Below are 21,822 nucleotides of genomic sequence, written 5' to 3' on the forward strand. Positions count from 1 at the left end.
GGGACGTACCTTGGGGGCGAAGGCTGCGTCTGGAGGATCCGTGTCACGAGCTCCCGGGAATGTCCGGCTGAAATCAGCGCGAGTGGCTGCCGGGTTCGCGTCGCAGCAGGCGCTGGCAGATGCCATCGGCCGAGCCGCGCCCAAGCTGGGGATGCGTGGTGTGACGGCAGGAGTACGTCAGGTGCGGCGCTGGGAATCAGCCGCTCCACCCTGGCCTCACCCGGACGTCGGCCGTGTCCTCGTGCACCTGCTCCGTCAGCCCCTGGAGGAGCTGGGTTTCACTCCGCCGTGGGGGCAGTCCGAAACCCGGCCCCCAGACCCCTTGCACCTCGATCCCGTCAATGGTGCGACGACTGCGGCAACCTTGACGCCGATACCCTCCAGAACAGCGAACATTCTCCACCAGGCCAGCGTCGGCCAGGACTTCGCTGCTATCACCCGGGCACACCGACGCCTGTACTGGTCGGTGGCACCGGCGACCCTGCACCCGGCAGTGCTCGGCCATGCCCGTCTGGGGTGCGCTCTCCTCTCGGAGACAGCCGGCGGATGCCGAGCCGTTGTCGCGGCGGCCCTCGCGGAGAGCTACCTCCTCGCCGGGCGCATCGAGTTCTTCGACCTGAGGCAAGCGGACCGGGCGGGCGAGACGCTGCTGCGTGCGCTGCAGGCGGCCGGTGAGGCGGACGACGCTCTCTTGGGCAGCGCCATCCTCGCGCACACCGCGTTCATTCCCGGCTGGGCCGGACGTAGAGACGACGCGGTCGAGCGCCTCGTGGCCGCTCGCGCCTACGCTCGCCGTGGCCCGGCGTCGGCGGAGTTCTGGGCATGGCTGGACGCCGTCGAGGCGGAATGCGAAACACGGTGCGGCAATCTGCGCACGGCCCTCCACTTGATCAGGCACGGCGAGGACGTGCTGGCGGAGGGATCCGAGGACGCGTCACCACCGTGGATGGACTGGTTCGACGCGACACGACTCGCGGCGTTCAAGGGCAATACCCAGCTGAAGGCAGGGCATCTGCCCCAGGCCCGGGAGACACTGCAATCGGCACTCGATCAGCTGCCTGCCGAATCCGCCAAGCAGCGCACGGTGATCCTCGGCGACCTCGCGGCAGCCGAGGCGGCCGCGGGCGATCCGGAGAAGGCATGCGCGTACGCGTGCCAAGCCCTCGACCAACTCGGCACGACCTGGTACGCAACGGGCATGGACCGGGTGCGGGACGTACGGCGGTCGCTCGCGGCCTGGCAGCACGAGCCGTGCGTGCGGGGCCTCGACGACCGGCTGTACTCCTGGGGAGCTACCGTCAGCGCGCTTCGGCGTTGAACTTCGCAATGCCTTCCACGAGTTCCGTGAGCCGCTCGACCCGGAACGTGGGAACGTTCTGCGCATCCGGCGTCTGCCACTGGATCGTCGCCCACGGGCCGCGCCGGACGAGAGCCGTGTGCATGCCCGCGGAGACGGCGGGCCGGATGTCATTGTCGACGCGGTCACCGACGTACAGGACCTCTTCCGGCCGGAACGGCACGGCCTCGGCGACCCGGACGAAGAACTCCGGGTCCGGCTTGGACGCACCCCAGTCGTCGCTCGTCCCGATGAGGTCCACGTCGCCGGTGAACAGCTCACGAAGCAGGCCACCGGCCCGGACGGTCTGATTTCCGGCGATGCCCAGCCACAGTCCCGCCGCCCGGAGCTCCCTCAGCGCGGGCCGCACGTCCGGGTACAGATCGTCCTCGCCGAACCATTCGGGCTGCCCGGCCGCCGCGCGGGCCGCACGTTGCTCGGCGAGGTCGAAGCCCGGCCGGAACCGCTGGAAGGTCTCGCGGTAGTCGCCTCCCTGCGCGATCACCGCTCCGAACATCGCGGCGAAGGTGTGCCGCGGCACGCCCAGCCAGTCGGCCCAAGTCCCGTACTCGCGGGTCTCGTCCACGAGGCACTCGCCGACATCGAACACCACTGCGCGAATCATGACCGCAGACTAGAGCACCGCCGGGCCCCGCCTACCCCACACCCAAGAACCGCAGCACCGCCAGCACCCGCCGGTGGTCCGCGTCCGCCTTCGGCAGGTCCAGCTTGGCCAGGATCGAGTTGATGTGCTTGGCGACGGCGCTCTCGCTCACGAACAGCCCCTCCGCGATCCCCGCGTTGGAGCGCCCGGACGCCATCAGCTCCAGAACCTCCCGCTCGCGCGGCGTGAGCCGGTCGAGTGGATCGCTGTGCCGGCGCAGCAGCAGCTGCGAGACGACCTGCGGGTCGAGCGCGGTGCCGCCGCCCGCGACGCGCCGCAGGGCGTCGATGAACTCCTCCACGTCGGCGACCCGTTCCTTGAGCAGGTAGCCGACGCCGCGCGTGTCGCCGGAGAGCAGGTCGGCGGCGTAGCGCTCCTCCACGTACTGGGAGAGCAGCAGTACGGCCGTGTCCGGCCACTGCTGCCGGATGACGAGGGCGGCTCGTACCCCCTCGTCGGTGAAGCCCGGCGGCATGCGCACGTCGAGGACGACCAGGCCGGGCCGGTGTTCCTCCACCGCGGCCAGCACCGCCTCCGCGTCGCCGGTCTCCGCGACCACGTCGAACCCGGCCGTCTCCAGGACCTTCACCAGGCCGATCCGGAGCAGGACGGAATCCTCGGCGATCACGGCGCGCACGGCAGCTCCACGGTGACGATGGTCGGGCCCCCCGCGGGGCTGCTGATCGAGAACGTGCCGTCGACCGACGCGACCCGCTTGGCCAGCCCTGCCAGCCCGGTTCCGCCCGTAGGGTCGGCCCCGCCCACGCCGTCGTCGGTGACGACGACAAGAAGTATGCCCCCGCGCGTTTCGACGCGGACATCGGCCCGGCCCGCGCGCGCGTGCTTGACGACGTTGGCGAGCGCTTCGGAGACGACGAAGTAGGCGACGGCCTCGACCGCGGGGGCGGGCCGGACGGGCAGGTCGACCGTCAGCCCGACGGGCAGGGGCGCGCGCTCGGCGATGCCGGACAGCGCGGCGTCGAGGCCGCGGTCCTCCAGCACGGCGGGGTGCAGGCCGCGGACGAGGTTGCTGAGCTCGGCGATGGCCTCCTTGGCCTCGCGGTGCGCCTCGTCGATGACCTTGCGGGCGTCCTCGGGCAGGTCCGTGAGCGTCACCTTGGCCAGCCCCAGGTTGACCGCCATCGACACGAGCCGCTGCTGCGCGCCGTCGTGCAGGTCGCGTTCGATGCGGCGGCGCTCGGCGTCGGCGGCGTCCAGGACGCCGGCGCGGCTCTCGGTGACCTCTTCGACGCGCTGCTCCAGCAGCTCGGCGCGGCTGGGGCCGAGGCGGCGGACCGCGGCGCGGGTGTCGAGCCGGGCGAGCGTTCGGGAGAGCCAGGCCGCGCCGTAGAGCCCGGCGAGGCCGGCGGCGGTGAGGTAGCCGGCCTGTACGGCGTAACCCGCCTGCGCCAGGCGCGTCTCGGTCGGCAGTGCCCACACCCAGACGTACGTGGTGGCCGCCACCGCGGACGCCGCCCACAGCAGCAGCGTCAGCGCGCCGCCCAGCGCGATCAGCGGCCCCGCCGCCAGGTGGTAGCCCAACTGCCGCCACGACCAGGACCGCCCGGCCACGGGTATCTCCACCCCGAGCCGTGCCCGGAACCGCGCCCGCTGCATCCGGGTCAGCAGGGGGCAGCCGGCGGCGAGGACGGCCACCATCGCCACCACGGCCACCAGACAGCTCGACGCCTTCGTCGGCCCGCCGTCCAGCCACGGCACCGCCATGACGACGAGCGCGCCGCACTGGACGAGCACGCCGGTGGCGAGAAGGGCGACGGCACGCCCGGCCCCGTCGAAGGGGCCCCTGAGAAAGGTGGGGATTCGCATGGTCACACGGTAAGTGCGCAGGTCAGGGCGGGCGATGGTACTGGTGTCCGGCTCGTTGGTACAGCCAGTGCCACCATCGGATGAACGTGCGAGGGGAATTGCCCTGCCGGGCCGTCCGGCTCACCACGCTGAGTGTCTGACCGCGCACACAGCCAAGGAGGCGCATCATGGCAGTCATGGTCGAGACACCACCGCCGCCGCAACTGATAGTCCGAGGCCCGGGGCTACCGGGGGACTTCGAAGAGCTCTGCACGATTCTCGAGAAGATCAACGATGATCTCCCGGACGGCTACTACCCGGAGATCATCGGGGGGCAGGTCGTCGTGTCACCTTGGTCCAGGTCCTTCTACGACCTCATCCTCGATGAGCTCGTCGACCAACTGGGTCCACACGTACCCAAGGGACATCGGGCACGGGCATACCCCAGCCTCTACAAGTTCGCCGACCACGACGGCGCCTTCGGCCCCGACTTCCACGTCGCGGAGTCCGCCGCACTGCGGACGGACAGCATCTACAGGCCCGGCGACGCGTTGTCGCTCGTCGCCGAACTGACGTCCCCTTCGACGGCCGACGCCGACCGCAAGGAAAAGGTCGAGGTCTACGGCAGGGCTGACGTGCCTGTCTACGTGCTCGTCGACATGCTGAAGGGCGTTGTCATCGTGCACTCCGATCCGTCGGACCACGGCTACCGCACGATCACACAGATCGAATTCGGCGGAACGGTGCATATCCCCGCCCCCTTCGACTGCAAGCTCGACACAACCGGCTGGGAGCAGATCTGACCCTCGCAGCAAACCGAAGGCCCCGGCCCCCGCAGCGCGGGACCCGGGGCCTTCAGCCGTTACGGAACGACGTCAGCAGCCCAGCAGACGCGAGCCCAGGTAGCCCTCGATCTGGTCGAGAGACACCCGCTCCTGCTTCATCGTGTCGCGCTCGCGCACCGTCACCGCGTTGTCCTCGAGCGTGTCGAAGTCGACCGTGACGCAGAACGGCGTGCCGATCTCGTCCTGGCGGCGGTAGCGGCGGCCGATGGCGCCCGCGTCGTCGAACTCGATGTTCCAGTTCTTGCGCAGGTCCGTCGCGAGGCCCTTGGCCTTCGGGGAGAGCTGCGGGTTGCGGGACAGCGGCAGGACGGCGACCTTGACCGGGGCGAGGCGCGGGTCGAGGCGCATGACGACGCGCTTCTCCATGACGCCCTTGGCGTTGGGGGCCTCGTCCTCGTTGTACGCGTCGAGCATGAAGGCGAGCATGGCGCGGTTGAGGCCGGCCGCCGGCTCGATGACGTACGGGAACCAGCGCTCGCCGGCTTCCTGGTCGAAGAAGGTGAGGTCCTGGCCGGAGGCCTGGGAGTGGGCCTTCAGGTCGTAGTCCGTGCGGTTGGCGATGCCTTCCAGCTCGGAGAACTCGGTGCCGCCGAAGTTGAAGCGGTACTCGATGTCAGTGGTGCGCTTGGAGTAGTGGGAGAGCTTCTCCGCGGCGTGCTCGTACCACCGCATGTTCTCCTCGCGCATGCCGAGGCCGGTGTACCAGCTCCAGCGCTGCTCCATCCAGTACTCGTGCCACGTCTCGTCCTCGCCCGGCTTGACGAAGAACTCCATCTCCATCTGCTCGAACTCGCGGGTGCGGAAGATGAAGTTGCCCGGCGTGATCTCGTTGCGGAAGGACTTGCCGGTCTGGGCGATGCCGAACGGCGGCTTCTTCCGGGAGGTCTGCTGGACCTGGGCGAAGTTGGTGAAGATGCCCTGCGCGGTCTCGGGGCGCAGGTAGCTGACCGAACCGGAGTCCTGGGTCGGGCCCAGGTGGGTGGACAGCAGGCCGGAGAACAGCTTGGGCTCGGTGAAGGCGCCCTTGTTGCCGCAGTTCGCGCAGTTGATGTCGGCGAGGCCGTTCTCGGGCAGCTTGCCGTGCTTGGCCTCGTACGCCTCCTCCAGGTGGTCCGCGCGGTAGCGCTTGTGGCAGGAGGTGCACTCCGTCAGCGGGTCCGTGAAGGTCGCGACGTGGCCGGACGCCTCCCAGACCTCACGGGCCAGGATCACCGACGAGTCGAGACCGACGACGTCGTCGCGCGAGGTGACCATGGAGCGCCACCACTGGCGCTTGATGTTCTCCTTGAGCTCCACACCGAGCGGACCGTAGTCCCAGGCGGCACGCTGTCCGCCATAGATCTCACTGCACGGATAGACGAAGCCACGGCGCTTGCTCAGGCTGACGATGGTGTCGATCTTGTCGGCGGCCACGGTGCTCTCTTCATTGCGACGACGAACAGCGAATGATTCAGGTTACCGGCGCTGCACCCCCTCTCATCAAATCGGCTCTGGCCTTGGCTTGACCACGTCCTTCCGCGGCCCGCCCCGGACCCCTCTTTGGACCTTTTTGAGAGCCTCTTGTTGACAATCGTTTCCATCTTTGTTGAAAATGAGTGTCATGAACGTAAGCCGTCTCCGTCCCGCCCGCGCCTCCCGAATACGCACCACCGCCGTCGCCGCGGCCGCCGCTCTGGGGCTGCTCGCCCTCTCCGCCTGCTCCTCGGCGGACGAGGCCGGGAAGGCGGAGGACGGCAAGCTCGCCGTAGTGGCGTCGTTCTACCCCATGCAGTACCTCGCCGAGCAGATCGGCGGCGACCACGTCAGCGTGACCAGCCTGACGAAGCCCGGCGTCGAGCCGCACGACCTGGAGCTCAAGCCCAAGCAGATCGGCTCCCTCGCCGACGCGGGCGCGATCGTCTACCTCAAGGGCGTCCAGCCCGCCGTCGACGAGGCGATCAAGCAGTCCAAGAACAAGCACGCCGTGGACATGGCCTCCCTCACCTCGCTGGAGGAGCACGGCACCGAGGTCGACGGCCACCACCACACCACGGGCGACAACCACTCGCACTCCGAGCACGAGGGCGGCACCGACCCCCACATCTGGCTCGATCCCGTGAAGTACGCCGAGGCCGCCCAGGGCGTCGCGAAGACCCTCTCGGAGGCGGACCCGGACCACAAGGGCGACTATGAGAAGAACGCCGCCGCCCTGGCGAAGAAGCTCGGCGCCCTCGACGCGAAGTTCAAGGACGGGCTGAAGAACCGCGCCTCGGACACCTTCATCACCACCCACGCGGCCTTCGGCTACCTGGCCGAGCGCTACGGCCTCACCGAGGAGGCCATCAGCGGCCTCGACCCCGAGTCCGAGCCGAGCGCCGCCCGCATCAAGGACCTGCACGCGCTCGCCGAGGAGCACCACGTCTCGACGATCTTCTTCGAGACGCTCGCCAACCCGGCGACCGCGAAGACGCTGGCCAAGGACCTCAAGCTGAAGACCGACGTCCTGGACCCGATCGAGGGCATCACGGACGAGTCCAGGGGCCACGACTACGTCGAGGTCATGGAGGCCAACCTGGCCGCCCTGCAGAAGGCGCTAGGCACCAAGTGAGCGTCTCGGAGGAGATCACCATGGAGCAGCCCGTCATATCCCTGCGGGGCGCCGGCGCGAGCCTCGGCGGCCGCCCCGTCCTGCGCGGCGTGGACCTGGCCGTGCACCCCGGCGAGGTCGTCGCCCTGCTCGGCGCCAACGGCTCGGGCAAGTCCACCGCCGTGCGCAGCATCGTCGGCCAGGTGCCGCTCACCGGCGGCGAGCTGGAGCTCTTCGGCACCCCGCAGCGCCGCTTCCGCGACTGGGCCCGCGTCGGCTACGTCCCGCAGCGCACCACCGCCGCCGGCGGCGTGCCCGCGACCGTCCGCGAGGTCGTCTCGTCCGGGCGGCTCGCCCGCACCCGGTTCGGGATGATGCGCAGGGCCGACAAGGAGGCGGTCATACGCGCCCTGGAGCTCGTCGGCATGGCGGACCGGCTCGGCGACCCGGTGGACGCGCTCTCCGGCGGCCAGCACCAGCGGGTGCTCATCGCCCGTGCCCTGGCCGGCGAACCCGAACTGCTGATCATGGACGAGCCGATGGCCGGCGTGGACCTCGCGAGCCAGGAGGTGCTCGCCGACGCCCTGCGCGCCCAGGTCGCCCGCGGCACCACGGTCCTGCTCGTGCTGCACGAGCTCGGCCCGCTGGAGCCGCTCATCGACCGCGCGGTCGTCCTGCGCGACGGCTGCGTCGTCCACGACGGACCGCCGCCGGAGGCCGTGGGCCAGCACGCGCTCCCCGGACACGACCATGTACACCCGCACGCCGGCCCGGCTGCGGAACCGATACGGACAGGGCTGCTGACCTGATGGACATCCTCGACCACGCCTTCATGCAGCGGGCGCTGCTCGCGGCGCTCCTCGTCGGCGTCACCGCGCCCGCCATCGGCACCTACCTCGTCCAGCGCCGCCAGGCCCTCATGGGCGACGGCCTCGGGCACGTGGCCCTCACCGGCGTCGGCCTCGGCTTCCTGCTGAACTCCAGCCCCGTGTGGATGGCCACGGCCGTGTGCATCGTCGGCGCCGTCGTCATGGAGCTGATCCGCTGGTACGGGCGGACGCGCGGCGACATCGCCCTCGCCATGCTCTTCTACGGCGGCATGGCCGGCGGCGTGATGCTGATGAACCTCTCCGACACCGGCTCCAGCGCCAACCTGAGCAGCTACCTCTTCGGATCGATCGCCACGGTCTCGGAGGAGGACATCGTCGCGATCTGCGTCCTGGCCGCTTTTGTGATCCTCACCACGGTCGGGCTGCGCCGCCAGCTCTTCGCCATCTGCCAGGACGAGGAGTTCGCGCGCGTCACCGGCCTGCCGGTGCGGATGCTGAACCTGCTCGTGGCCGTCACCGCCGCTGTCACCGTCACCGTCGCCATGCGCGTCGTGGGCCTGCTGCTCGTCAGCGCCCTGATGGTGATCCCGGTGGCCGCCTCGCAGCAGATCGCCCGCAGTTTCAAGGCGACCTTCGCCCTCGCGGTCGGCATCGGCGTCACGGTGACGGTGTCCGGCACCGCCACGTCCTACTACGCCGACGTGCCGTCCGGCGCGACCATCGTGCTCATCGCCATCGGCCTCTTCGGCGTCCTCACGGCGCTCGCCACGCCCCTGGCGAAGCGGCGGGCGGGGAAGGCGGTCGCCGCGGCGGAGTGCACCCTGGACGCGCCCGGGGAGCGCACGGCGGCGGACGACGTCAGGGTCTGACGCCCGCCCGGGCCCGCCGGGGCTTGCCCACCCGCTCTCGCGAACTGGCACAATTGCCGTGCGACATGTGCGGATGGGTGTTCATGCGAGCTGGAGGAGGCAACTGTGGCGACGGCGGGTCCCCCCGTACGCGGCCGGTCCACCAAGCAGCGGGCAGCGGTGGCGGCCGCGCTCGACGAGGTGGACGAGTTCCGTAGCGCGCAAGAGCTCCACGACATGCTCAAGCACCGCGGCGCGTCGGTCGGCCTGACCACGGTCTACCGCACGCTGCAGTCCCTCGCCGACGCGGGCGAGGTCGACGTGCTGCGCACCAGCGAGGGCGAGGCGGTCTACCGCCGCTGCTCCAGCGGGCACCACCACCACCTGGTCTGCCGGCTGTGCGGCAAGGCCGTCGAGGTGGAGGGCCCCGCCGTCGAGAAGTGGGCGGACTCCATCGCGGAGGAGCACGGCTTCGTGGACGTCGCGCACACGATCGAGATCTTCGGCACGTGCGGGGACTGCGCCGCGAAGCGCTGACGCTTTCACGTGAAGGGCCCCGGGCGATGCCCGGGGCCCTTCACGCGTTCCGCGCCGACGCGCCGGCCGGTCCCCCGGCCGGCGATGTCAAGCGCCGCCGTCCTCCACCGCGTTCGGGATCGCGCCGCCGAACCGGCGGTCCCGCTGGGCGTACTCCAGGCAGGCGTTCCACAGGTGGCGGCGGTCGAAGTCCGGCCACAGCACGTCCTGGAAGACCATCTCGGCGTACGCGCTCTGCCAGATCAGGTAGTTGGAGGTGCGCTGCTCGCCCGAGGGCCGCAGGAACAGGTCCACGTCCGGCATGTCCGGGTAGTAGAGGTACTTCGCGAAGGTCTTCTCGGTGACCTTGGACGGGTCGAGGCGGCCCGCCCGCACGTCCTCCGCCAGCGCCTGCGCCGCGTCCGCGATCTCCGCGCGCCCGCCGTAGTTCATGCAGAAGTACAGCGTGAGCTTGTCGTTGCCCTTGGTCTGCTCCTGGGCGATCTGGAGCTCCTTGGCGACCGAGCGCCACAGCTTGGGCATGCGGCCCACCCAGCGCACCCGGATGCCGAGCTCGTCGAGCTGGTCGCGGGTCTTGCGGATGAAGTCGCGGTTGAAGTTCATCAGGAAGCGCACCTCGTCCGGCGAGCGCCGCCAGTTCTCGGTGGAGAAGGCGTAGAGGGAGATGCTCCCGACACCCATCTCGATCGCGCCCTGCAGCACGTCCAGCACGCGCTCGGCGCCGACCTTGTGGCCCTCGGTGCGCGGCAGCCCGCGCTCCTTGGCCCAGCGGCCGTTGCCGTCCATGACGATCGCCACGTGCCCGGGGACCAGCTCGCCGGGGATCTTCGGCGGCCGCGCCCCGGTCGGGTGCGGGTCGGGTGTGCGGTACTCGCGTCGGGAACGGCCCAGAATCCCGCGTCGTGCCATGCGTGCCACTACTCCTTGGTCCCTGTTTCCCTATTTCTCGACATACCGGAGCGAGCGGAGGCCCCGCTCCAGGTGCCAGTGCAGATATGCCGCGACCAGGCCGCTGCCCTCTCTGACGTGGCGCGGCTCGCAGGCGTCCGCCGTAGCCCAGTCGCCGGTCAGCAGCGCACCGAGCAGCCCGATCGCCTCCGAGGAGGGTACGACGCTTCCGGGCACCCGGCACTCACCGCAGACCACACCGCCCGCGGCCACCGAGAAGAACCGGTTCGGACCGGGCATTCCGCACCGGGCGCAGGCGTCGAAGCTGGGCGCGTAGCCGTTGACGGCGAGGGAGCGCAGCAGGAAGGCGTCCAGGACGAGGCCCGGGGCGTGCTCGCCCGCGGCGAGCACGCGCAGCCCGCCGACGAGCAGCAGGTATTGCTGGACGGCCGGTTCGCCCTCGTGGTCGGTGAACCGCTCGGCGGTCTCCAGCATGGCGGTGCCGGCGGTGTAGCGGGCGTAGTCGGTGACGATGGAGCCGCCGTACGCGGCGATGGTCTCGCTCTGCGTGCACAGCGGCAGGCTGCGCCCGACGAGCTCGCTCCCCCGCGCGAAGAACTGCACGTCGACGTGCGAGAACGGCTCCAGACGCGCCCCGAACTTCGACTTGGTCCGCCGCACGCCCCGGGCCACGGCCCGCACCCGCCCGTGCCCGCGCGTGAGGAGGGTGATGATGCGGTCGGCTTCGCCGAGTTTCTGGGTCCGCAGGACAACGCCGTCGTCACGGAAAAGACTCATCGCACGCCCCCACGGGTGTCCGGCCGGGGGACCGGGGGTCGCCCCCCGGGAGAAGGCAGCATGATGCGATCGGCTTCGCCGAGTTTCTGGGTCCGCAGCACGATGCCGTCGTCGCGGAAGAGGCTCATGGAGCTATTCTCCCGTACCCACGAGGGCTGAACGCCCGCGTCTGACGAAGGCACAATGTGAGCGCCATGTCGATCTTCCTCCCCCCAGTGAGTACCCGGTGACCCCCTCCCGCCGCCGACGCCGCAGGCGCCGCCATCCCGTCCGTTCCGCCGTCGCCGCGACCCTCGTGTGCGTGCTCGCCGCGTTGTTCCTGCTGTTCGTCACCGTGCCCGGCAAGCGCGCCGACAGCCGGGCCTTCGCGACGGCGTCCGCGTGTGTGGGCGACGAGCCGGCCCTGGAGTGCCGCAAGACGATCGAGGGCACGGTGAAGGGCACCGAGACCGTGCCCCGGGGCAAGACGACGCACTACTGGCTCACCATCACCGGCCGCGGCGGCGACACCCACCGCGCCGAGATGAACGGCCCGTCCTCGGTCTTCGGCCGCGTCAAGCCCGGCGACTCGGTGAAGGCGACCTACTGGCGGGGCAAGATCCGCTTCGTCGACTTCCGCGGCACCGTGCAGCTCACCGCCGACCAGCCGAAGGACGCCTACCGCTTCCCGTTCGCCTGCGGCATGGGGCTGCTCGCGCTGGGCGGCACCTTCGCCTGGCTCGCCTACTGGATGGTCCGGCAGGTCGGCCGCCACCCGGCGCGCTACGCCTGGCAGGCCACCGTGCTGCCGTGCGCGGGCGTCCTGACCGGGATCGTCGCGTTCGTCGCGCCCCTGGTCACGGACACGGTGCCGACGGCCCTGGTGCTGACCGGGGCGGGCGCGGTGCCGGTCGTCCTGGGCGCCCTGTGGCGCATCAGGGTGCGCCGCCGGCAGTCGGAGGAGTTCGAGGTCGCCCCGGTCGTGCCGGAGCGGGAGGAGTGCGTCGAGGGCGGTGTCGCGGCGCGCACCCCGTACCGCGGCGAGCTCATCGGCCCGTATCTGGTGGTGGGCCCCGGCCTGCTGGCGGTGACCCCCGACCCGGAGGGCCGCGCCCTGCGCAGGGTCCTGCCGCGCACGCTGGTCGTGGAGCGCGTCCGCGTGCCGTACTGGTCGGATCCGTCGGGCGTCACCGCGGAGACCCGCGGCTGGCGGAAGGCGCTCCGCCAGGTGGTCGTCGTCTGCCGCGACGGCGCCGACGAGGTGCTCATCGGCGTGCAGCGCAAGCACGTGCCGTGGGTGCTGGGAGCGCTGCGGGGGCAGGCGGCGGCCGGGGAGCCGCGGGCGGCTGCCGCCTCGGAGGGCAGGGCGTAGCGCTACGAGGGGGTCCGCGCCGCGGCCAGCAGCCGGTCCGTGTCCTCCGGGGGGAGCATGAGGGCCCGGCCCACCGTGGCGAGGACCTCCCGCTCGGCGGGCCGGTAGGGCCCGTCGGCGAGGGCGATGCGGGCGCCCTGCAGCAGGATCGATTCGCGACCGGCGGGCGCGAGGTGGGGGGCGAGGGGCTCCAGGGCCTCGTGGAGCTCGATGGCCAGGGCCGTGCCCCGGGGGTCGAAGCCGTCCCGGCCGGCGTAGGGGGACGGGGTGCCCAGGTCGGTGCCGTACGCCCCGGGGAGACGGCCCGTGTCGGCGGCGAGGGCCTCGATCAGGGTGATCAGCTGTTCCTCGCTGCAGTCCACGAATCCCGCGGCCCGGACGGCGCCCACGGCGGCTCTTCGGACCGTGCGGGCCTCGGTGCCGCCCGCGGCGAGGACGGCGAGCGCGACGGTGTGCACGGCGTCGCGCAGCATCGCCGAGAAGCGGGTGGTGGTGGGGTGGTCGAGGACGTCCGTGCCGTAGCGGGCGCGGCACGCGGAGCACTCCACGACCGGCCCGACGGGGCCGCGCGGCAGCAGCGGCAGGCCGAAGGCGACGAGGCGGCGGCGCCCGGTGCGGCGGCGGTAGTTGCGGTCGCCGCCGCAGCCGGGGCAGTAGAACTCGCCGTCGCCGACCGTGCGCCACACGGTGCGTACGCCCACCACACACCGGTCCCGGCCGGGTCGGCCCTGCGCGTGCATCACGGCGCACACCTCCATAACGCCACGGCCTCGTCGCCGCGTTGACGTGATGTTAGCCACATCGATGATGCGACGTCAGTACCCCGTGCGCAGCGGGCGGGCGTCATACGGGGGATCTCGCCACGGCACCACCGGATACGGTGGTTTCCCCCCAGGGCCCTTGACGAGGCCCCGGACCGCGGCAGTACCGCGCCCCAAAGGGGCGCGGGGCTGTGTCAATCTGCGGCTCCGCCGCGTGGGCGCGACCAGCCACACGCGGCCCGCAGCCGAGCGTTCACTTCCGGTAAGCCCGGTTCACCGCGGAAACCACCGCCTTGATCGACGCACGAGTCGTGTTGGGGTCGATGCCAATCCCCCACAGCACCGTCCCGTCGATCACGCATTCGATGTACGAGGCGGCGCGCGCGGCGGCGCCCTCGCTCATGGTGTGCTCGCTGTAGTCGAGGACGCGGGCGTCCACGCCGATCGCGGCCAGCGCGTCGACGAAGGCGGAGATCGGGCCGTTGCCCGTACCGGTCAGGACCGTGTCCGCGCCGTCCACGACCGCCTCGACGGTCAGCGCGTCGCCGCCCTCGCCCGTGGTGGACGTCTGGGTGGAGCGCAGCGCGATCCGGCCCCAGGGGTTGCCGCCGGTGGGCAGGTACTCGTCCTGGAAGACGGACCAGATCTCGGCCGGGGTGACCTCGCCGCCCTCGGCGTCGGTCTTGCCCTGGATGATCCTGGAGAACTCGATCTGCATCCGGCGCGGCAGGTCCAGCTTGTGGTCGTTCTTCAGGACGTACGCGATGCCGCCCTTGCCGGACTGCGAGTTCACCCGGATGACGGCCTCGTAGGAGCGGCCGACGTCCTTGGGGTCGATCGGCAGGTACGGCACCGCCCACTCGATGTCGTCCACGGTCTTCCCGGCGGCGGCCGCGTCGGCCGCCATCGCCTCGAAGCCCTTCTTGATGGCGTCCTGGTGGGAGCCGGAGAAGGCGGTGTAGACGAGGTCGCCCGCGTAGGGGTGGCGCGGGTGGACCTCCATCTGGCTGCAGTACTCAGCGGTGCGCCGCACCTCGTCGATCTGCGAGAAGTCGATCATCGGGTCGAGGCCCTGGGAGAACAGGTTCATGCCCAGGGTGACCAGGTCGACGTTGCCGGTGCGCTCGCCCTGGCCGAACAGGCAGCCCTCGATCCGGTCGGCCCCGGCCATGATCGCCAGCTCGGCGGCGGCGACGGCGGTGCCCCGGTCGTTGTGCGGGTGCACGGACAGGCAGACGTGCTCGCGGCGGGACAGGTGCCGCGACATCCACTCGAAGCGGTCGGCGTGGGTGGAGGGCGTGGAGCGCTCGACGGTGGCCGGCAGGTTCAGGATGATCTCGCGGCCGGCCTCGGGCTGCCAGACGTCCATGACGCCCTCGCAGACCTCCAGGGCGAAGTCCAGCTCGGTGTCGGTGAAGATCTCCGGGCTGTACTGGAAGCCGAAGACGGTCTCGTCGCCGAGGATCTTGTCCGCGTACTCCACGACCAGGCGCGTGCCGTCCACCGCGATCTGCCTGACCTGCTCGCGCGAGCCGCGGAAGACGACCCGCCGGAAGACCGGGGCGGTGGCGTTGTAGAGGTGCACCGTGGCGCGGCGGGCGCCGCGCAGGGACTCAACCGTGCGCTCGATCAGCTCCTCGCGGGCCTGGGTGAGGACGGAGATCGTCACGTCCTCGGGGATCGCGTCCTCCTCGATGATCGAGCGGACGAACTCGAAGTCGGTGGCGCCGGAGGACGGGAAGCCGACCTCGATCTCCTTGTAGCCCATGCGGACCAGCAGGTCGAACATCTCGCGCTTGCGGGCCGGCGACATCGGGTCGATCAGGGCCTGGTTGCCGTCGCGCAGGTCGGTGGAGAGCCAGCGGGGCGCCTTGGTGATCCGCCGGTCCGGCCAGGTGCGGTCCGGGATGTCCACGGCCTCGTAGGGGCGGTACTTGTGCACCGGCATCCCGGAGGGGCGCTGGGTGACCGTGGCGGCGGTGACGGGGGTGGGACGGCCGACGGAAGCGGGGGTCGTCTCAGGCATCTGCGGGGGCTCCTCGTAGTGTCCTTCTGGGACCTCTGGGACGGCCGACGGGCGGGTCACCGGATGACCGCAACGCCTCACTCCGCGGGGAGGGGGTCGGCCGATCGACTACAGGCCCTCGCCGCGGCAGCTAAGAAGAAGCAGCCCGAAACGCATGATGCACAGCACCGTAGCCGAGCCGGACGGGATGCGGTACGGGCGTTCCAGCATGCGGGACAGGTAGCTGGGAGAGGAACGGTGCCACTCGATTGTGTTAATCGGTGCGCCGGGGCCTGACAAGGCCGGGGGCCACTGCCAGATTCGGGCCATGAGTGACACCGTGAAGAGCGTTTTCTGCACCATCGTCCCGCCGCACGTGCTCGACAGGCTCGCGCAGGCCGGCGATTCCGCGCGGGCCGAGCTCGCCCAGCGCACCCTCGAACACGACTCCATGCAGCGCACCCGGCGCCGGGTCACGGCGCTGCGCGGCGTCGCCGCCCCGGCGGGCACCCCTTCCGACAGCCCGCAGCGGACGATCTACGACGCCGGGCACCGGGTGGTCCAGCCGGGCAAGAAGGTCCACGCCGAGGGCGACGCCCCCTCGAAGGACGCGACGGTCAACCGCGCCCACGCCGGGCTCGGCGCCACCTTCGAGCTTTACCTCAAGGCCTACGGACGGCACTCCATCGACGACGCGGGCCTGCCCCTGGACGCCACCGTCCACTACGGCCAGGGCTACAACAACGCCTTCTGGGACGGCAGCCAGATGGTCTTCGGGGACGGCGACGGGGACATCTTCCTCGACTTCACCATCCCGGTGGACGTCATCGGCCACGAGCTCACCCACGGTGTCACCCAGCACACGGCCAACCTGGAGTACTACGGCCAGTCCGGGGCGCTGAACGAGTCCGTCTCGGACGTCTTCGGCTCGCTGATCAAGCAGTACGCCCTGGGGCAGACCACCGACCAGGCCGACTGGCTGATCGGCCAGGGGCTGCTGGGGCCGGGCATCGACCGCGGGGTGGCCCTGCGCTCCATGAAGGCGCCCGGCACGGCCTACGACGACGACGTCCTCGGCAAGGACCCGCAGCCGGCGACGATGGACGACTACGTCCGCACCTCGCGCGACAACGGCGGGGTGCACATCAACTCGGGCATCCCCAACCATGCCTTCTACCTCGTGGCCACCGCGCTCGGCGGCCACGCCTGGGAGCGGGCCGGGAAGGTCTGGTACGCGACGCTGACCGGCGGGGAGCTGGCGTCCGACGCCCAGTTCGCGGACTTCGCCCGGCTGACGGCGGCCTCGGCCCGGACCCTGTTCGGCGAGGGGGACGCCGTCCAGGCCGTGCTCAAGGCGTGGAGCCAGGTCGGCATCCCCGTGACATAGACCCGGCACGGGGCCGGCCCAAGGGCCGGCCGGCCCCGGAATGCGGGCCTTTTGGACCGGGAGCGATCGCGAGCCGTGGGGTAGGGATGACGGCATGCGTATCGTCATCACCCGTACCGGCGGGTTCGCCGGCATCGAGCGCAGGGCCGAGCTGGACACGTCCGACCGGCCCGACGCCATGCACCTGGAGGCTCTGGCCCACCGCGCCCTGGTGCCGGGCCGGGACGACCCCGGCCCTGCCCGGGGCGTCCCGGACGGCTTCCACTACGTGATCGACGTCGACGGCCGCTCGGTCCGCCTCGCGGACCCCCACCTCTCCGACGACCAGCGCGAGCTGATCCGCACGGTACTCAAGGAGGGGGCGTGACGACCGGCGGCCCGGACGGCTAGAAGCCCAGCTTCCGGAGCTGCTTCGGGTCGCGCTGCCAGTCCTTGGCGACCTTCACGTGCAGGTCGAGGTAGACCGGGGTGCCGAGGAGCGCCTCGATGTGCTTGCGGGACTTCATGCCCACCTCCTTGAGGCGGGCGCCCTTCGGGCCGATGATGATGCCCTTCTGGCTGGGGCGCTCGATGTAGACGTTCGCGTGGATGTCCAGCAGCGGCTTGTCCGCCGGCCGGTCCTCCCGCGGCAGCATCTCCTCGACCACGACGGCGATGGAGTGCGGCAGCTCGTCCCGCACGCCCTCCAGCGCGGCCTCGCGGATCAGCTCGGCCACCATGACCTGCTCGGGCTCGTCGGTCAGGTCGCCCTCGGGGTAGAGCGGCGGGCTCTCCGGCAGCATCGGCACCAGCAGGTCGGCCAGCAGGCCCACCTGCTTGTCGCCGACGGCCGACACCGGGATGATCTCCCGCCACTCGATGCCGAGCTCCTCGCCCAGCTTCTGGATGGCGATCAGCTGCTCGGCGAGCGCCTTGGAGTCCACCAGGTCGGTCTTGGTGACGATCGCGACCTTGGGGGTCTTCTTGATCCCGGCCAGCTCGGCCGCGATGAAGCGGTCGCCCGGGCCGAGCTTCTGGTCGGCGGGCAGGCAGAAGCCGATGACGTCGACCTCGGCCCACGTGGTGCGGACCACGTCGTTGAGCCGCTCGCCGAGCAGCGTGCGGGGCTTGTGCAGACCGGGGGTGTCGACCAGCACGAGCTGGGCGTCGGGCCGGTGCACGATGCCGCGGACGGTGTGGCGGGTGGTCTGCGGACGGTTGGAGGTGATCGCGACCTTCGTCCCCACCAGTGCGTTGGTCAGGGTCGACTTGCCCGCGTTGGGGCGGCCGACGAAGCACGCGAAGCCCGCGCGGTGAGGGGCCCGGGAGGGGGACGAGGCGTTATCCATACCGGCCATTCTCCCCGATCCCGGCCCGCCCGCCGACCAGCGGCCCCGTCCGGCCGGCGGGGCCGGGAGCCCCGCAGGACCCCGGCGACGGGCTGCAGCAGGGCGGCCGCGGGGGCGAACCGGTTCGTGCCCTCCCCGCGCGTCGGGCCCTGCCGCGGCTCAGCCCGCGTCGACCCTGCTGCGCAGGGTGCCGTCGGGGCCCGCGAGGAGAACGGGGGTGGCGGGACCGCCCAGGTCGCGCACGGCCGCGCGGTCCTCCGCGGAGATGCCGGCCGCCTCGGAGACGACGGCCGCGGCCTCCAGGGACTTCGCGCCGCTCGCGACGGCCATGGCGACCGCGGTCCGCAGCGCGCTGAGCCGCAGCGAGTCGAGCGCGACCGTGCCGGCCACGTACGTCCGGCCCGTCTCGTCCCGTACGGCGGCGCCCTCGGGGACGGCGTTGCGGGCGCGCGCGGAACGGGCCAGCGTGATGATCTTGCGGTCTTCGGGGTCCAGCGTGGTCTCCGTCATACCGGGGAGCATAAGCAGCGCCGGTCCGCCCGATCGCCCCGGGATCAGGCCTTGCCGGCCTTCTGCACCTTCTCCACGGCCTTGCGCAGCGCCGCCTCGAAGGCGTCGGAGCCGGCGGTGGTGAAACTGGCCTGGGCGACGGTCACGACGGTGCCGCCGACGCGGACGGCGGCGATGTCGTGCTGGATGCTCACGCCCTCGTCGGTCGCGGCGAAGACCACCCGCACGCCGCGGGCCTCGTCGCCCAGCGCGGGCACGGTCAGCTCGCTGCCGGCCGCCTCGTCCACCGAGCCGTCGACGGCCTTCGCCGTGAACTTCCCGCAGGCGCCGACGTCGGTCTTCTCCTGCATGACCTTGACGGCGTCGGCCTGCCGGTAGGAGGTGACGCCCAGGGACATCATGGTCCCGGCCTCGCCGCCCTGCTTGAGGTCGGTCATGGCGTGGGCCTGCGCCTTGGGGCCGTTGTCCGCGCCGACGAAGGCGTCGAGCAGCGGCTGGCACGCGGCCTTGTCCGCCTTGCCGAGCTGCATGGCGGTCGGGCCGACGTCGTAGGCCGGGATGCTCTTGTCGACCTCCCAGCCGGAGGACAGGTCGGCGGGGGTGAGCAGGGCGGCCTTGGCCTGGGCGGCGGTGAGCGGCGCGGGCCCGGCGGCCTCCTTGCCCCGGTCGGGGGCGGCGCTTCCGCTGCCGCTCCGCCCCGCCGCCGGCTTGCCGTCCTTGTCACCGTCCCCGCACGCGGAGAGGGCGAGGAGGGACGCGGCCGCGAGAGCGGCGAGGGCGCCACGGCGCAGGGAAGCGGACACAGCGGAAATCCTTAGGTAAAGAGAACGTATGCCGCAAGTATGTCAATGGCAAAGTCCCGCGCCGGTGCCGGGTCTCAGCCCGCGACCGAGTACATCCCTCCGCGCCGGCCCTCCGGCGAGACCAGCCACTCCAGCTTCGCGGCCGTGCCGGTGTCCGCCACCGGGTTGTGCATGACGATCGTCAGGTCCGGCCGGGCCGGCACGCGCAGGTGCGTGCTCTCCAGGTACAGCGCCCCGGCCACCGGGTGGTCGAACTCCTTGACCAGCTGGCCGCCCGCCTGCACGTCGCCCTGCGCCCACAGCTCCACGAACTCCGGGCTCACCGCGGACAGCTCCGCCACGATCTCCTGGAACCCCTCGTCGTCCGGTCGCTCCGAGCACGCGGCGCGGTACTGGGCGACGACCCGCCGGGAGTTCTGCTCCCAGTTGGCCGCGCGGGCGCGGTAGGCGGGGTCGGTGAAGAAGTCGACCAGGCAGTTCGGCCGCGGCTTGCGGCGGAAGCCGATGACCATGCGGGCCGAGTCGTTGAAGGCGACCAGGTTCCAGTACGGGTCCATGATGTGCGCCGGGTACGGCATCCAGCCGTCGATCAGCCGCTGCAGGCCCTCGCACAGGTAGTCCGGGGCGGGGGACTCCGGCTGCGGCGGGTTCAGCCCGGCGAGCACGTACAGGTGCCGGCGCTCGTCGCCGCTCAGCCTGAGCACCTTCGCCACGGAGTCGAGCACCTGCGGCGAGACGGTGATCTCCCGCCCCTGCTCCAGCCACTGGTACCAGGAAGCGCCCACGCCCGCGAGGACCGCGACCTCCTCGCGGCGCAGCCCCGGCGTGCGCCGGCGGGCCCCGCCGTCCGGCAGGCCCACGTCGGCCGGGGACACCCGGGCCCGACGGCTCATCAGAAAGTCACGCAGCTCCTGGCGGCGACGCGGCTGTGCGTGTGTAATCGACCCGGTCAACTCTCCCCCTTGCCTGGTGGTACGGCCACCACCATAAGCACGCTCTCCCCACGTTTCTTCCGCGCGCCGGAAGGTGGGCGCATGGCGATCGACTCCCCTCCCCGCACGACTCCTCCCCGTACCGCCCCTGACGTCCCTGACGCCGCGGCCGCCGCGGCCGGGCCGGTCATGTCCGGCCGCGACAAGCTGGTCCTGCTGGTGCTGTGCGCCGCGCAGTTCATCGTGGCCCTGGACTTCTCCATCCTGAACGTGGCGCTGCCCGTCCTGGGCGACGACCTGGGCATGGGCCAGGCGGACCTGCAGTGGGCGGTGACCGCGTTCGCCCTGCCGTCCGGCGGCTTCCTGCTGCTCTCCGGCCGGATCGCCGACCTCTACGGGCGCCGCCGCGTCTTCCTGGCCGGCCTCGCGCTCTTCACCGCGTCCTCCGTGCTCGCCGCGCTCGCCTGGGACCCGGCCGTCTTCCTCGCCGGGCGGGCCCTGCAGGGGCTCGGCGCGGCGATCATCGTGCCGACCGGCATGTCCTTGCTGACCACGACCTTCGCCGAGGGGCCGCAGCGCGAGCGCGCTCTCGGCGTCAGCAGCACGCTGCTCTCCCTCGGCTTCACCATCGGCATGGTGCTCGGCGGCGTCATGACCGACACGCTGGGCTGGCGCTCGACGATGGGCCTGCTGGCGGTGGCCGGCCTCGGGATCCTGGCCGTCGCACCGGGCCTGCTCTCCGAGTCCCGGCCCGCCGAGCGGCCCCGGATCGACATCCCGGGCGCGGTGACCGTCACCGGCGGTCTGCTGGCCCTCATCTACGGCCTGTCGACCGCGGCCCAGCAGGGCTTCGGCAGCGCCGGCGTCCTGATCGCGCTCGTCCTGGGCGCCGTGCTGCTGGTGGCCTTCGTGGTCGTGGAGTCCCGGGCCGCGGAGCCGCTGGTGTCCCTGCCGATGCTGCGGCGCCCGACGGTGGCCTGGGGGAACCTGGCCGGTCTGATCACGTTCGGGATGATGACTGCCGTCGTCTTCCTGCTCACGCTGTATCTGCAGGAGGTGCTGGAGCTGTCGGCGTTCCGCACCGGGCTCGTCTTCGGCGTGCAGGGCGTCTTCGCCGTCGTCGCCGGCATGACCGCCCCGAAGGTCATCGCCCGCCTCGGCACCCGCACCACGCTCATCGCCGGCCTGTCCGTCCAGGCCGTCTTCACGGCGGCGCTGCTCGGCCTGGGGCGGGACTCCTCCGGCGCGTGGCTCGCGCTGGCGGCGGCGAGCATCGCCTGCGTCGGGCACCTGTGGGCGATCGTCGCCTACGGGGTGACGGCGACGTCGGGCCTGCCGGACACCGAGCAGGGGCTGGCCACGGGCCTGGTGACCAGCTCCCAGCAGATGGGGATCACGATCGGGATCCCGCTGCTGAGCGCGGTGGCCTCGGCCCGGACCGCGGCCCTCTCCGAGGGCGGCTCGGGCTTCGCGGCGGCCACGCTGGGCGGCATCCGGCTGGGGCTGGGGGTGGACGCGCTGATCGTCGTCGTGGTGGCGGCGGCGGTCGCGGTGGGCCTGCGGAAGCGGCGCGCGGCCTGAGCACACGCGGAGGGGGCGGGCCGCAGATGCCGGCCCGCCCCCTCCG

Annotated in this window: 22 protein-coding genes; 10 read left to right on the plus strand and 12 right to left on the minus strand. The window is 71.6% G+C overall.

Annotated elements, in window-relative coordinates:
* Positions 1-40 precede the first annotated feature (40 nt).
* Positions 41-1,318, plus strand: a complete 1,278-nt coding sequence (locus IF61_RS0125460; protein ID WP_030368868.1) for an NsdA family TPR-like regulatory protein — start codon at positions 41-43, stop codon at positions 1,316-1,318.
* Here IF61_RS0125460 and IF61_RS0125465 read toward each other — a convergent pair.
* The 3 genes from IF61_RS0125465 to IF61_RS0125475 are packed head-to-tail and all read right to left on the minus strand — an operon-like array spanning position 1,299 to position 3,827.
* The gene (locus tag IF61_RS0125465) at positions 1,299-1,961 is read right to left on the minus strand and encodes an HAD family hydrolase (protein ID WP_030368869.1); all 663 of its coding nucleotides are present in this window, start codon (positions 1,959-1,961) and stop codon (positions 1,299-1,301) included. The two genes, IF61_RS0125460 and IF61_RS0125465, sit on opposite strands and share 20 nt — an antisense overlap.
* Positions 1,962-1,992: 31 nt before the next feature.
* Positions 1,993-2,637 (minus strand): response regulator transcription factor, encoded by a 645-nt coding sequence (locus IF61_RS0125470; protein ID WP_030368870.1) that lies wholly within the window; start codon positions 2,635-2,637, stop codon positions 1,993-1,995.
* Positions 2,625-3,827, minus strand: a complete 1,203-nt coding sequence (locus IF61_RS0125475) for a sensor histidine kinase (protein ID WP_030368871.1) — start codon at positions 3,825-3,827, stop codon at positions 2,625-2,627. The genes IF61_RS0125470 and IF61_RS0125475 overlap by 13 nt, the downstream gene beginning before the upstream one ends.
* A gap of 167 nt (positions 3,828-3,994) precedes the next feature.
* On the opposite strand from IF61_RS0125475, the gene IF61_RS0125480 reads away from it, so the two are divergent.
* Positions 3,995-4,609 (plus strand): Uma2 family endonuclease, encoded by a 615-nt coding sequence (locus tag IF61_RS0125480; protein ID WP_030368872.1) that lies wholly within the window; start codon positions 3,995-3,997, stop codon positions 4,607-4,609.
* A 72-nt stretch (positions 4,610-4,681) separates the two neighbouring features.
* Here the strand turns inward: IF61_RS0125480 and IF61_RS0125485 are convergent, their stop codons facing one another.
* The gene (locus IF61_RS0125485) at positions 4,682-6,064 is read right to left on the minus strand and encodes a glycine--tRNA ligase (RefSeq protein ID WP_030368873.1); all 1,383 of its coding nucleotides are present in this window, start codon (positions 6,062-6,064) and stop codon (positions 4,682-4,684) included.
* 187 nt (positions 6,065-6,251) lie between these two features.
* Here IF61_RS0125485 and IF61_RS0125490 point away from each other — a divergent pair, with 187 nt between their 5' ends.
* The 4 genes from IF61_RS0125490 (at position 6,252) to IF61_RS0125505 (ending at position 9,432) form a co-directional block, all read left to right on the plus strand.
* The gene (locus IF61_RS0125490) at positions 6,252-7,238 is read left to right on the plus strand and encodes a metal ABC transporter substrate-binding protein (RefSeq protein WP_030368874.1); all 987 of its coding nucleotides are present in this window, start codon (positions 6,252-6,254) and stop codon (positions 7,236-7,238) included.
* A 20-nt stretch (positions 7,239-7,258) separates the two neighbouring features.
* Positions 7,259-8,026 (plus strand): metal ABC transporter ATP-binding protein, encoded by a 768-nt coding sequence (locus IF61_RS0125495; protein ID WP_030368875.1) that lies wholly within the window; start codon positions 7,259-7,261, stop codon positions 8,024-8,026.
* A complete protein-coding gene (locus tag IF61_RS0125500) occupies positions 8,026-8,916 on the plus strand; it encodes a metal ABC transporter permease (RefSeq protein WP_030368876.1) in 891 nt (296 codons plus the stop codon). Before IF61_RS0125495 ends, IF61_RS0125500 begins: the two co-directional genes overlap by 1 nt.
* Before the next feature lie 105 nt (positions 8,917-9,021).
* Positions 9,022-9,432 carry a Fur family transcriptional regulator gene (locus IF61_RS0125505; RefSeq protein WP_030368877.1) on the plus strand — a complete coding sequence of 137 codons (411 nt, stop codon included), beginning with the start codon at positions 9,022-9,024 and terminating at the stop codon, positions 9,430-9,432.
* Between the two features lie 87 nt (positions 9,433-9,519).
* Here IF61_RS0125505 and IF61_RS0125510 read toward each other — a convergent pair whose 3' ends face one another.
* Together IF61_RS0125510 and recO are read right to left on the minus strand one after the other, a co-directional pair.
* Positions 9,520-10,341 carry an isoprenyl transferase gene (locus IF61_RS0125510; RefSeq protein ID WP_030368878.1) on the minus strand — a complete coding sequence of 274 codons (822 nt, stop codon included), beginning with the start codon at positions 10,339-10,341 and terminating at the stop codon, positions 9,520-9,522.
* Positions 10,342-10,371: 30 nt separating this feature from the next.
* On the minus strand, positions 10,372-11,118 hold the full coding sequence (gene recO / locus IF61_RS0125515) for a DNA repair protein RecO (RefSeq protein WP_030368879.1): 747 nt from the start codon (positions 11,116-11,118) through the stop codon (positions 10,372-10,374).
* Between the two features lie 301 nt (positions 11,119-11,419).
* On the opposite strand from recO, the gene IF61_RS0125520 reads away from it, so the two are divergent.
* Positions 11,420-12,469, plus strand: coding sequence for a hypothetical protein (locus tag IF61_RS0125520; protein ID WP_157848662.1), 1,050 nt, complete (start codon positions 11,420-11,422; stop codon positions 12,467-12,469).
* A gap of 2 nt (positions 12,470-12,471) precedes the next feature.
* Here the strand turns inward: IF61_RS0125520 and IF61_RS0125525 are convergent, their stop codons facing one another.
* On the minus strand, positions 12,472-13,209 hold the full coding sequence (locus IF61_RS0125525) for a TerB family tellurite resistance protein (RefSeq protein ID WP_030368881.1): 738 nt from the start codon (positions 13,207-13,209) through the stop codon (positions 12,472-12,474).
* Positions 13,210-13,483: 274 nt separating this feature from the next.
* On the minus strand, positions 13,484-15,256 hold the full coding sequence (gene leuA, locus IF61_RS0125530; RefSeq protein ID WP_030368882.1) for a 2-isopropylmalate synthase: 1,773 nt from the start codon (positions 15,254-15,256) through the stop codon (positions 13,484-13,486).
* 307 nt (positions 15,257-15,563) lie between these two features.
* Between leuA and IF61_RS0125535 the strand changes: the two genes are divergently transcribed.
* Together IF61_RS0125535 and IF61_RS0125540 are read left to right on the plus strand one after the other, a co-directional pair.
* Complete coding sequence (locus IF61_RS0125535; protein ID WP_030368883.1) at positions 15,564-16,622, plus strand: M4 family metallopeptidase; 1,059 nt, start codon at positions 15,564-15,566, stop codon at positions 16,620-16,622.
* A gap of 94 nt (positions 16,623-16,716) precedes the next feature.
* Positions 16,717-16,989: a protealysin inhibitor emfourin gene (locus IF61_RS0125540; RefSeq protein WP_030368884.1), complete on the plus strand. Its 273-nt coding sequence runs from the start codon at positions 16,717-16,719 to the stop codon at positions 16,987-16,989.
* Positions 16,990-17,008: 19 nt separating this feature from the next.
* Here the strand turns inward: IF61_RS0125540 and era are convergent, their stop codons facing one another.
* The 4 genes from era to IF61_RS0125560 form a co-directional block, all read right to left on the minus strand.
* A complete protein-coding gene (gene era, locus IF61_RS0125545) occupies positions 17,009-17,950 on the minus strand; it encodes a GTPase Era (protein WP_030368885.1) in 942 nt (313 codons plus the stop codon).
* Positions 17,951-18,109: 159 nt separating this feature from the next.
* Complete coding sequence (locus IF61_RS0125550) at positions 18,110-18,460, minus strand: cytidine deaminase (protein ID WP_030368886.1); 351 nt, start codon at positions 18,458-18,460, stop codon at positions 18,110-18,112.
* Between the two features lie 44 nt (positions 18,461-18,504).
* Positions 18,505-19,263 carry a hypothetical protein gene (locus IF61_RS0125555; RefSeq protein WP_030368887.1) on the minus strand — a complete coding sequence of 253 codons (759 nt, stop codon included), beginning with the start codon at positions 19,261-19,263 and terminating at the stop codon, positions 18,505-18,507.
* A gap of 74 nt (positions 19,264-19,337) precedes the next feature.
* Positions 19,338-20,156, minus strand: coding sequence for a helix-turn-helix transcriptional regulator (locus IF61_RS0125560; protein WP_078660488.1), 819 nt, complete (start codon positions 20,154-20,156; stop codon positions 19,338-19,340).
* Between the two features lie 141 nt (positions 20,157-20,297).
* Here IF61_RS0125560 and IF61_RS0125565 point away from each other — a divergent pair, with 141 nt between their 5' ends.
* The gene (locus tag IF61_RS0125565; RefSeq protein ID WP_030368889.1) at positions 20,298-21,776 is read left to right on the plus strand and encodes an MFS transporter; all 1,479 of its coding nucleotides are present in this window, start codon (positions 20,298-20,300) and stop codon (positions 21,774-21,776) included.
* Positions 21,777-21,822: the final 46 nt, after the last annotated feature.

It is taken from the genome of Streptomyces roseoverticillatus, from assembly GCF_000719265.1.
GTDB classification, from domain to species: Bacteria; Actinomycetota; Actinomycetes; order Streptomycetales; family Streptomycetaceae; genus Streptomyces; species Streptomyces roseoverticillatus.